This window comes from Parendozoicomonas sp. Alg238-R29, assembly GCF_947331445.1.
Lineage (GTDB): Bacteria > Pseudomonadota > Gammaproteobacteria > Pseudomonadales > Endozoicomonadaceae > Sansalvadorimonas.
Genome location: NZ_CAMZOG010000056.1, coordinates 22,952 through 31,943 on the forward strand (window position 1 = coordinate 22,952; position 8,992 = coordinate 31,943).

The 8,992-nt window shown below is 44.7% G+C and carries 8 protein-coding genes; 5 read left to right on the plus strand and 3 right to left on the minus strand.

The window, feature by feature from the left end:
• Positions 1-812: 812 nt before the first annotated feature.
• Complete coding sequence (locus QMA35_RS14075) at positions 813-1,970, plus strand: hypothetical protein (protein ID WP_281647791.1); 1,158 nt, start codon at positions 813-815, stop codon at positions 1,968-1,970.
• Here QMA35_RS14075 and QMA35_RS14080 read toward each other — a convergent pair.
• Entirely contained in the window at positions 1,965-2,837 is an 873-nt protein-coding gene (locus QMA35_RS14080) for a LysR family transcriptional regulator (RefSeq protein ID WP_281647792.1), read from the minus strand. The genes QMA35_RS14075 and QMA35_RS14080 overlap by 6 nt on opposite strands.
• Before the next feature lie 207 nt (positions 2,838-3,044).
• Here QMA35_RS14080 and speB point away from each other — a divergent pair, with 207 nt between their 5' ends.
• Together speB and QMA35_RS14090 are read left to right on the plus strand one after the other, a co-directional pair.
• Entirely contained in the window at positions 3,045-4,010 is a 966-nt protein-coding gene (speB, locus tag QMA35_RS14085) for an agmatinase (protein ID WP_281647793.1), read from the plus strand.
• A 100-nt stretch (positions 4,011-4,110) separates the two neighbouring features.
• A complete protein-coding gene (locus tag QMA35_RS14090; protein ID WP_281647794.1) occupies positions 4,111-5,679 on the plus strand; it encodes a BCCT family transporter in 1,569 nt (522 codons plus the stop codon).
• Positions 5,680-5,748: 69 nt separating this feature from the next.
• Here QMA35_RS14090 and QMA35_RS14095 read toward each other — a convergent pair whose 3' ends face one another.
• Both QMA35_RS14095 and QMA35_RS14100 read right to left on the minus strand, forming a co-directional pair.
• Complete coding sequence (locus QMA35_RS14095) at positions 5,749-6,399, minus strand: PAS domain-containing protein (protein WP_281647795.1); 651 nt, start codon at positions 6,397-6,399, stop codon at positions 5,749-5,751.
• Positions 6,400-6,736: 337 nt separating this feature from the next.
• Positions 6,737-7,501: an energy transducer TonB gene (locus QMA35_RS14100; RefSeq protein ID WP_281647796.1), complete on the minus strand. Its 765-nt coding sequence runs from the start codon at positions 7,499-7,501 to the stop codon at positions 6,737-6,739.
• 271 nt (positions 7,502-7,772) lie between these two features.
• Between QMA35_RS14100 and QMA35_RS14105 the strand changes: the two genes are divergently transcribed.
• Both QMA35_RS14105 and QMA35_RS14110 read left to right on the plus strand, forming a co-directional pair.
• The gene (locus QMA35_RS14105; RefSeq protein WP_281647797.1) at positions 7,773-8,270 is read left to right on the plus strand and encodes a DUF1456 family protein; all 498 of its coding nucleotides are present in this window, start codon (positions 7,773-7,775) and stop codon (positions 8,268-8,270) included.
• 228 nt (positions 8,271-8,498) lie between these two features.
• Positions 8,499-8,696, plus strand: coding sequence for an efflux RND transporter permease subunit (locus tag QMA35_RS14110; RefSeq protein ID WP_281647798.1), 198 nt, complete (start codon positions 8,499-8,501; stop codon positions 8,694-8,696).
• Positions 8,697-8,992 lie beyond the last annotated feature (296 nt).

Below are 8,992 nucleotides of genomic sequence, written 5' to 3' on the forward strand. Positions count from 1 at the left end.
AACCCGTTTACACCTACATTTTTTCTTTTACTGGTGGAAAAGATAACAGCTACTTTCTCCCGGCCCCTCCTGTGCAGAACCCTGTTCACAACGTTGAGGTTGTTTCTCTCCCCCATATAATTCCCTTAATGAGAATACCTGCAGGCAAAGGGTTAGAAGAGCTTACAGTACACCTTTCCGATGAAGAGTATGCCCACCTGTTTTCAGGGCGCGGCAACCTTCAAGTATTAGCAGCTAACAAACTAGAAAATTCATCAGCATCAAGAGCTAAGAGTTCGCATCTTTTTCTGAAAGCTGATTGGTTCAGTAAACATTACACATCCAAAGATGACTACATTGAGGCCATCATTGAAAACAGGCTCAGGTTCATTCCTCTATTTATGGGAGCATCCCAAAGCTCAGAAAAAAAAGGGAAAGAACCTCCACCAGAAGCATCAACATCCCAACTCACAATATCCGGGCCTGATGTAACACAAGTAGATCCTGAGCTCGAAAAGCGTTACAAACTTGTCAGATCAAGAAGTCAGAAAGAAAGAGCTGCTGGAAGGCCAACAAGCAGCACTCACCCTCCTGCCGCAACTTCCTGCTCCCCCACTGATCAGAAAGGTATCAGTCAATGCGAAGATCTTGGTCTTACTCTCAGCTACACAGACCTGAGAACTACAACCTCAGATTCAGGTACTAAAGACAAAAGACGCTCTCTGCCTGCCACACTGGAAGACACTCCAGTTGTCTTTCTACATTCCGCTGACACAGTCCTCGATACCTCCCAAACTGTTTTCACAGCAAACCTGAGCGTTAACGGAGCCAAATTGGCTGTCCCCCAAGAATTCAAGGACATTTTACAAACAACCATGCTGGCATCTGAAGGCACGCCAAAAACTCCAAGTAACGAGTTTTTTCGATCTTTAATTCAATTGAGCGACCAAAGACAAGTTTATGGGGATGAACTGGATGAGGATGAGAGTGGAGATCAGGCATCACTACTGAATACCTGGGATTTTAAAAAAGAACATGACACCGAGCTTAAAACGCTGATGAGCCACACACCCAGTATGGGAGCTTCAGACACTGACAAACAAACACATCAAGACGCCGTTACGGCAATGAAACAAGATCATCTAAATAGCCAGAACGAAGCTTTTTGGGCAGCCATGAAAACCATTACCGATGAAAACCCGGCATTACAAAGAAGACTTGAAGACTTTATATCACAAAATTCGATGTACCCTGTTTACATCAATCTTCACGTTCCCCATAGCGCTAATGGTTTCACACATCCATCCATGTTCGAATGCATGATCAACTCGCCAAAACAACTAGAACTGCAGTCAGGTAATGGTATTTACATCGGAGAGATACAGCGATTTAACGATATAATTCATCTCACCACTACCACAAGTTATAATAAAGTCAGTGTTGACAGAAAGCAACAGATCGGAAAATCACCAACGGGTATTCCTGCCAAAGACTATGATGCATCAACCAGAGACAGAGAAGCTTATGTCAAAAAGCATTCCAGGCATGGGCATGCCGATATTAGCTGGAGAATAACAAGTAATATTGCAGAACTGAAACTTCAATACGTTCTTCGGGCCGCTCCCCATGGCCAATGGAAAGTGTTGTTTGTCAGCGTAGATTATGACTTGAACTTACCGGAGCTTACATTAACGCCCAGGGAGAAATTCAAAGACTATATTCCTCCACACAAGAATGAACGCCCTCCTGTAATAGAAGAGAAGAGTGATTCAGCTACGGCTCTCACGACTCCAATAGAAGAGATGCATCTCTTTCAGGAAGAGGATCAGGCAGAATCGCCGCAAGAATCAGAGGATATCGCTGCTGCCCGGTTTAGGGATAGGCACCAGACCTGGTCTAAATTTGCCCGCCAAACCCGAAAGAAGTCTGCAGCTTCACATAAAGTCAAATCATCACCCGATGCTCAATTCGATGAAGAATTGGAGTTATGAGTAAGACTCTGAGAAAAAACGCCGCAGGTGCTGAGTAAACGCTGTCAGGACAACCGGCAGATGCTCATTCTTTCTGTGAGCCAGATAAAAACTGGACGCATAACACAACGTTTCTGGAAGTAATGCTTTTATCTTTCCAGCTTCTTCAAACTGTCGTGCATAGTGGTTGGGCAGTAAACCGACATAGTTGCCCGTCATGATCAACAGAGCTTCCGACTCCATATTATCAATAATCGCTCCGGCCACTTTGGCCTGAATGGACACTAAATCCGCCTCATGTTCATAGCCATGAACAACAACCGGACTTTGTTGTATATCCGCCATACGAACATTCTCCTTGCGGAACAATGGATGCTCCTCTCCGCAATACAGCAAATGCTGCTCATCAAAGAGTTTTTCATAGAGAATGCCCTGGATATGAACAGGAAACGGGCTTATCGCCAAATGTAATGCTCCGCTTAAAATTCGCTGTTCAAGATCGTGGGGGGAGCGAGTTTCAAGATGAATATGAACATTCGGGTGTATTTCCTGAAACTCTTTCAATATGGAGAGGATGGGAAACTCTTCATTGGTTATAGTGTTATCAATAAGTCCTAACCTCAGTTCCCCCTGAATGTCTCCAGTAAGAACACTGACCTCCTGCCGAAAACTTTCAACGGAAGATAATAATCTCTGGGCAGATTCAAATACTTTTTCACCAGCTTCTGTTAGTCGAAAGCCACCTCTCCCACGATAACAAAGTCGTGTTCCCATTCTTGTTTCCAACCGGCTTACATATTCACTGATTGTTGATTGACCAATATTTAATACCGATTGCGCTGCCGAAAACCCACTACAGTTGACTATAGTTACAAAAATGCGCAACATGCGCAGATCTGCTTCATGCACTTGCCTCATAAATCACCGAAGTCTTTATTCGGCTAATTGCAAACAACAATCATTACCGAATCAAATAAAAAGTCACTTCGGTTTTATACGATTTTTATTTAGATAGAAATGTATTTTACCTATGCATTGCAATCCTTACATTGATTGTGCTTTCAGAACACAACCAATGAATTAAGGGTGTCTCTCATGAGTAACAATGGATACGAAGCTGGTCGATTAAATCTTCCTTTCGTTGGCCACTGCACATTTGCCAAAGCTCCCGTTTGCAATGACTGGGATAATATTAACGCCGATGTAGCCGTGCTCGGTGTTCCAAATGACATGGGTACTCAATGGCGTTCTGGCGCACGTTTTGGACCTCGTGCCGTTCGTGAAGCATCCACCCTGTTTTCTTTTGGCCATTCTGGTGCTTACGATCACGAAGATGACGTTCTTTACCTGACCAACGAAGAAGTAAAAATTGTTGATGTAGGCGATGCTGATATTGTTCATACCGATATGGCACAGAGTCACGACAACACAGAGTTTGCCGTTCGCAAATTACTGGAAGCCGGAACCATGCCGATTGTTATTGGTGGTGATCATTCCGTAACAACGCCGGTTCTGCGGGCATTTCGTGATCAGGGTTCTGTTCATGTTATTCACTTTGATGCCCACCTTGATTTCGTGGATGAGCGCCACGGTGTTCGCGAAGGTCACGGCAACCCAATCCGCCGCGCATCAGAAATGGATCACATTACCGGTATGACCCAGATGGGTATCCGCAATGTGTCGTCTTCTAACCGTTCAGATTTTAATGCCGCCAGAGAAGCTGGTTCCGATGTTATGTCTGTTAGAGACGTTCGCCGCCTGGGTGTTGAAGGTGTTCTGGACCGTATTCCTCAGGGCAAATCGTACTACATCACTATTGATATTGATGGTTTCGACCCATCTATTGCTCCAGGCACAGGAACGCCAAGCCACGGTGGTTTCCAATATTACGAAGTCGTTGAGATTATTCAGGCTCTGGCTAAGCGCAGTAAAGGAAATATCATTGGTATGGATCTGGTTGAGGTTGCACCAGCTTATGATCGTACAGATTCAACTGCCATTCTTGCCGCTCAGGTGCTGATGAACAGTATTGGTTTCATTTTCCACGCAAGAAACTCCTAATCAATGATCTGACCAGCACTTATTGTGCTGGTCTTTTTTGTAGAATCTGAATATCTCCAGACAGATTCGTCCTTAATGATGCTCAGAAGGTTTCAGGCGAATGACACATACAATTAAAGCCGAGAAAGACGATAAGCAGATATTGATAATCTGTCTGACTCTTTTAGGCTGCATTATCGGGCTCGGATTAGTTTCCCCAGACGCGCTCGCAGAATTAAGCTTGGGGACAATGAACTACATTATTGAAAAGTTTGGTTGGGTATACGCTGGCGGAACTTTTTCCTTCGTTCTCATTCTCTTTTTCCTGGCATTCAGTAAATACGGCGATATCCGCCTCGGCCCTGATGATTCTAAACCTGAATTCAGCACCTTCTCATGGTTGGGAATGCTGTTCTCTGCAGGTATGGGAACAGTAATGATCCTGTGGGGAATTGCAGAACCAGTTTCTCACTATGTAAACCCTATGACGGGAATTGCTCCAGAAACCCCTGAAGCTGCGGCTTTTGCCTTCCGTAAGTTCTTCCTGCACCAGGGCGTTCAAGCATGGTCCATGTTTGCCGTACTTGGTCTGGCAGTTGCCTACCTGATGTTCCGTAAAAACCAGAGTGGTATGGTCAGTAATATTCTTCTGCCCTGGGGTGAAGACAAGACGAAAGGCAAACTGGCCAAACTGATCAACATTATCTGCGTGTTAGCAGCCGCTTCCGGTGTTGCTACTTCTATCGGTTTTGCGGCGCTGACTATCAACAGCGGCTTGAGCCATATGTTGGGTGTGCCCGATACCATGACAATTAAAACTGTTCTGGTTATTGGTATTACCGCCATTGTTATCAGCTGTGCCATTACTGGTGTGAAAAAAGGTATTAAAAGCGTTTCTGATATTTTTGCAGTACTGGTTATTGCCATGCTGGTAACGGTTTATGCCCTTGGCGAAACTACCACCATGTTTAACGTGCTGCTGACATCCCTCGGTGACTACCTCAGTAACGCATTCAAAGATGGTCTTGCGCTGCCAACATTCTCAGACAATGCTCCCTGGTATGGCAAGTGGACCCTGTTTTACTATGCATGGGCAATCGCATGGTCACCTTTTGTCGGCCCGTTCGTTGCGCGGGTATCCCGTGGTCGTACTGTTCGTGAATTTATTCTCGGTGCGATTCTGACTCCACCTGTTGCTATTTACATCTGGGGTTCAGGTTTTGGTACTACTGCTCTGCTATCCGATCTCAACGTGATCCGCCAGGCTGCAGAATACGCGCCACTGGCTAACTTCCTGGTATTTGAGCACTTCCCTCTGGGAACATTTATCTCCTACGGAATTATTCTGGCGATGTTCCTTGGATTGATCACTTCTCTCAATTCATCGACCTACACCCTGAGTGTGATTTCTTCCAACGGCGATTTAAACCCATCCAGAAATATGCTTGTCCTGTGGGGTGTTCTACCTTCAACATTGGCTCTGGTATTAATGATGTCCAGCTCTGGTCTTGCCATTCTTCAGAGTGTCAGCCTGATATTTGCACTGCCGCTTATGCTGGTTCTGTTCCTTGCTATGGCATCCATTATCAAGATGCTAAGGGAGGAATTTGCAGAAGACCATCCGGAAATTTCCACACTAAAAGAAGAGAGTGAAAACGAAAGTTCAGCAGGTTTGGCAGCTACAGCCTGATCAAGTATTCAAGCAATAAAAAAGCCGGATATGGATGTCCGGCTTTTTTTACCCTGAAAAAGTGAACAGTTATTTCACTTCCCGGTAATACTTATAAACAGAGTGTTTGGTTACATTCAACTGATCCGCAATGTATTGTGGAGCACCTTTGATCTGGAAAATACCGCGATCGAACAGTTCATGAACAATACAACGATTCTTCTGTTTCAATGGAATGGAACGATCCGTTGAAACTTCATTGATAACCTGTTCAGTAACAGTTACCAGCAGTTCGTCCATATCGTGGTTAAACTGCTCATCCAGAACTTCTGCATGATTATCCAACCCTGGCATCATCGTTTTAATGATTTGAGGGAACGGGCAATCAAGGTTCATATTGATACACAGAAAGCCAATAATATTATTATCGGCATCTGTACAACCACAGGAAATAGATTTAAATAATGAACCATCACGGCCGTGGGTGAAATAATTCCCGGTAATCCGGCTTCCCGTTTTTCGCATTTCTGCGACCTGTTTAATACCCAGGTCTGTCATTGGGGAACCCAGCTTTCTGTTGGTGTTGTGACCATTAACAATATAAACAACAGAACTCTGTACATTTTCCAGAGAGTGAAGAACAACCTCACAGTGAGGTCCAATAAACTCGGCGATAAAATCCGCAATAACAAAATAAGGTTTTAATTTGTCAGTACGGCATTCATTCGTGTCGGGGCTCATAAAAACCACCTTCTAAACTTTGTTATTACTTATAGTTGATTAAATACCTCTTTATTTTGCTTTGAATCAACTTAAGTGAACTTTGTTAAAATGTATTGAGACTTTTACAAAAGCCATACTTGTCGTATTTATTTCCGTTGCAAATTTACTATTTTCTAAACAACTTTCATGACCTGACAGGTATGTTCCTTTAGGACAGTCTGGGCCCTGAAACCGCTCATCCGGGATGCAGATAACAACAAATCACCTCTTTCTGGCACCTGCTTGGCTCATCACGTTGAAACTACGGCTGAGGACTTTGAGGTTCTGGTCAGTTGCGATCAGGACAGAGGCAAGCTCAGCGCAAACGAAACTTAACAGGGATTTTCACCCGGGACGGAATACCTCTGCCATTTTCAACCAGCGGCAAGAAGCGCCATCGAGCCACAGCCTTGAGGGCAGCTTTATCCAAAGACTTGTGACCTGATGTTGTTTCAACTTCCATGCTGAAAATATTCCCCTTGCCATCCAATTTCACATCCAGAACCACAGTACCCTCCTGCCCCATACGTCGAGCACGATAAGGGTACACAGGCTGCTCCTGACGACCAGAATAACGGGGAGTTTCTATCAGGCGATACTGACTGGATGCTCCCTGAACCTTAGCGTTTTCCACTTCACTGGTTACCAGGATTTCGCGAATGTCTTTGGCAACCACCGTTTGTGGAAGAGTTTCTTCCTTGACCTTTTGAGCCGATTTTCCCTCTGGTTCAGCTTTTTTCGGTCTTTCTTTCTTAAGTTCTGGTTTTTTCTCTGCAATGAGCACCTTTTCAACAGGAAGAGCCTGTTTCACTGGTTTGGTTTTTTCAGGTTGTACTAGGGGAACAATGTGTTTGTTTTCAGAAGCTCCTGAAGTTGTTACGACTTTTTTCTGGGCAGGTTTTTTGCGCTTTTCAGTCATAGAATCAGACGGCTTTGTAACCCGCAGGTTCACAGTTACTCTTTGAGCCGGAAGAATCGGGAATTTCAGTTGTTGCTGTTCTGAAAAAAAATACAAAGAAAGTCCCGCGCCAACATGAAGCAGAATGGAACAAACAAGAGTGATGAAAATCGGATTCTGCATAAATTTTCGGAGTGCGAGCAACAAAGCTCCCGAGGTCTGACAGCGTTAGATAATAGGTCGAATCTATCATGGTGCTCGGCTTAAAATTGTCAACGCGTCATAAAGGAAAGAGTGTTACGAAACCTTCGAATCAGCCCTTTTATTGACCCAAGTCCATTGTATATTTCAGTACAGTTCCCACCTGTACCCACAGCACACATCCGATATAATGCTCACCATTCAATAAAATACTGCCCACCAGCTTCAGATTATCTCTTTTCTCCGGTGCTTTATGATTGCCAATGATGTGTTACGTCGCCTGCGTTTTGCTTTAAACCTGAGTGACGATGAAATGATCGCCATTTTCAAACTGGCCGAACATGAAATTCCGGCCTATCACCTTTATAACCTGATGCGAAAGGAAGAGGAAAAGGGTTACGTGCTCTGCCACGACGATGTTCTGGCTCGTTTTCTGGATGGCCTGATTATCCACCGCAGAGGCGCTCAGGAAGGCAAAAAGCCGGACTATCTGCCCAAAGGTGCCCAGCTGTCCAAGAACGAAGTTCTTCGCAAGCTCAGAATTGCCCTTGAACTCAAAGACACCGATATCATCGACATGATGAAACTCGCCGATTTCGAAGTGTCCAAATCAGAGCTGTCTGCCATTTTCAGAAAGCGCGGCCATCGAAACTATAAAGAGTGTGGCAACCAGTTTCTGCGTAATTTCATTTCCGGCCTGACTTTGAAGTACCGCACGGACCTGCCCAAAAGAAAGCCTCAAGCCAATTAACTTTCTCATTTGTTGGTTTGGCAATACTGGGCAGGCGTTTGCCCGAGCCCGCGTCGAAGAGCGTGAATAAAGGCACTGACCCGTGGGCATTCGCACTTCCTCAATTAAATTCGCACTTCCTCGATTAATTTCGCACTTCCTCGATTAAATAGCCCCATAAAGGTATTCAAAAACACCTCACACTTTATTGAAGAAACCCTGAACATATACAGCCAGCTGGCCACGGCTATGTTGATTGGTCTGGCGACTAATAATGGTATTTTGATTGTAGAGTTTATTAGCCAGCTCCGTGACCGGGATACCCTTTTTGAACAAGCGATCATTGAAGCATCAAAACTGCACCTGCGACCGATTTTGATGACAGCCTTTACCACTGTTGCCAGTGCTATTCCGATGATACTGTCCAATGGTACTGGCGTAGAATAATGGTGCTGGCGCAGAATCCCGTGTCATTATTGGTATTGTTATTTTCTTCGGTGTACTGGTTCCCAGCCTGCTGACTATTGCAACTATGCCGTCTATGTACAGTTGACTGGCACGAGGCACGACCTGTCACCGGAGCATTGGCAAGAACCGTTACCCAGACTGATAAAAGTAACCAATCGTTAATAAATACCCTCCAGAAAACATATCCCCTCTTGCTCTGCGGCAAGTACGTAGGCAAACTCCGTCCTGTAAGTTTCGGCTATACAAGCGACACGATAATGTCATTTGCTGCAGTG